This is a genomic window from Streptomyces sp. NPDC048479 (genome assembly GCF_040651435.1).
Classification (GTDB): Bacteria; Actinomycetota; Actinomycetes; order Streptomycetales; family Streptomycetaceae; genus Streptomyces.
Genome location: NZ_JBEZKA010000107.1, coordinates 1 through 2123, shown reverse-complemented (window position 1 = coordinate 2123; position 2123 = coordinate 1). Strand labels below are relative to the sequence as shown.

Here is a 2123-nt window from a genome sequence, read left to right as displayed (position 1 = left end):
CGCAGCCCCATCGCCTACGAGACAGCACTCGACACAACATCAACTACCCTGGCCCCAGCCGCATAACCCGTGTCCAAAATTCCGGGCCAAGCCCCCACCTCGTGGTCGGCGGCGTTCCCGAACCGGTGAGTCAGGCGGTCACACGCGAGGGTGGCCGAGGTGGATTCCGCCTCCGCGATGCCGTACAACGGCGTCAACAGGACCTCCGACCGCTCTTTGGCGTAGCCACCCTTCGAGCTACCAAGAGGCCTGTTCTCATGCCCGGCACCCGTCGCAGTCACCCGATCGAGACTCCCGTTCGACCAACACCGCTCAAGAACGGAAATCAACAGCCACTGACAACGGCTCACACAGTGAGCTGAGTTGTCGGTGACGATGAGGCAGCTGGCGAGTTTGAGGAACGCTTCGTGGATGCCGCAACGTCGTTCCCAGCGGACGCGCAGGCGCCGGAAGCCGTGCAGCCAGGCGAAGGTCCGCTCGACCACTCAGCGATAGCACCCCAAGGTGGCAGCCCGCGTCAGGGAACCCGCGCCGTGAGGAGAGGCTGGAAGAAGACGCTGTCCTTGGGCAGCATCCACGCGGGCGCATCGAATCCCGCCTCAGCCACGAAACCAGCCAGCTGCTCCTGGGGGAGGGCCCAGTACGTGGTTCGCCGTACCTCGACACGCCAGTCATGGCCGTCCGGGATCAACTGGAAGTGCTCCAAGTCGTAGCGCTCGCCATCCTCGTGCCAGTCCCACAGCTGGAACGTGACAGTCCGACCGCTTCCCGATCCATGGAGCTGCGGGGCCGTCGAGGCGGGATGGGACTGCCGGATCTGGTCGTAGGGCCGGGTGCTGATCAGCAGCAGGCCCCCGCTGCGCAGCACGCGGCGCATCTCGCCCAGCGCCGTGCGCAGATCTTCCGCGGTCAGCAGGTGAGGCAGGGAGTTGTCGGCGCACACAACAACGTCGAAGGCGGCGTCTTCGAATGGGAGCGATCGCATGTCGGATGTCTGCGTGGGCATCTCCAGGCCGCGCTGAGCCGCCTCCCGCCCCGCACGCTCGGCGGCGGCCGGGCTGATGTCGGTACCCGTGACCCGGTGTCCCTGCAGCGCGAGGCCAACTGCCTGGGTGCCGATCCCACATGCGCAGTCCAGCACCGTGGCGGACTTTGCACCAAGGACTGAGCGGATCACTGCATCCAGAGCCTTGCCCTGGCGCACCACTGCGCTGTCCCAGTCGCCGTAGATGAGGTGATAGTCCGCTGCAAGTTGATCGTAGAACCGGGTCACTGAAGCGTCGTTCATGACAGTCACACTAGCCACGCCACGGCCACGCCCACGCCCACTGTGAGAACCATGGTCCGCCGGCCACCAAGCGGTTCGGTTCACGCGCTGCGGGCGCGGGCGGCGAGCAGGACGGCCGGGGTGCACGGTGCGAGCAGCAGGCCGAAGGCGGTGCCGTAGCCGACGGCGTCGGTCGAGCCGGCGCCCAGGCAGGCGTTGAACAGGGCAGCAGAGACGCCCAACACTGCTATCTGGCCCAGGTTCTCGGTGGTCTGCATCGCGCTGCTGGCATAGTCCTGCCGACCGGGCGGGCTGTGGGGAGTGACATTCAGCTTGTGGACTCATGTCCCCGTCAGGAGACGCGAGGGATCCGAGCTATGCGAGACACTTCGTCTGACAGCTGAGGGACAGCCGTTCATCGACTGGTCGAAGGTTCCCCTGCCCGATCCGGGGCATGATCACCTCCCGGTCGGCCAGCCGATCCGATGGCTCGGACAGCTGTACTTCTTCGGCGGAACCGAGCACGACGATTAGGTCGTGTCCATCGTGCTCACGGCCGAAGCCATAACCGGATCGCAGCGACGGTGACGGTGCCGTGGAAGACGTAGGCTCGCTTGTCGTATCTCGTGGCTACGGCCCGGAAGTTCTTGAGTGCGTTGATCGTTCATGGTACGTGCGAACCCTCGTAGTCTCAGGTAGGTGCGGAATCCGCGCGGAACTAGATTGCGAAGTGTGGTGCTGATCCTTATGGTGGGACATCGCGTAAGGGCTCGCAGAGAATCAACCTGTTGCTTCCCGTGTTTGAGCTCGTTGGTGTGGTATGCGCGTCTCCGAGTCGATCTGTGACCAACTCGCC

2 protein-coding genes and 2 pseudogenes are annotated in these 2123 nt (G+C 64.8%); all 4 read right to left on the bottom strand.

Annotated elements, in window-relative coordinates; translation table 11 throughout:
* Positions 1-374 precede the first annotated feature (374 nt).
* A pseudogene (locus tag AB0D12_RS41200) lies at positions 375-503 on the bottom strand (transposase); the annotation flags it as partial.
* 14 nt (positions 504-517) lie between these two features.
* Positions 518-1288 (bottom strand): class I SAM-dependent methyltransferase, encoded by a 771-nt coding sequence (locus tag AB0D12_RS41195; protein WP_362695201.1) that lies wholly within the window; start codon positions 1286-1288, stop codon positions 518-520.
* Positions 1289-1368: 80 nt separating this feature from the next.
* Positions 1369-1545 (bottom strand): hypothetical protein, encoded by a 177-nt coding sequence (locus tag AB0D12_RS41190; protein WP_362695198.1) that lies wholly within the window; start codon positions 1543-1545, stop codon positions 1369-1371.
* Positions 1546-1817: 272 nt separating this feature from the next.
* Positions 1818-1925 (bottom strand): annotated as a pseudogene (locus AB0D12_RS41185) (IS5/IS1182 family transposase); the annotation flags it as partial.
* Positions 1926-2123: the final 198 nt, after the last annotated feature.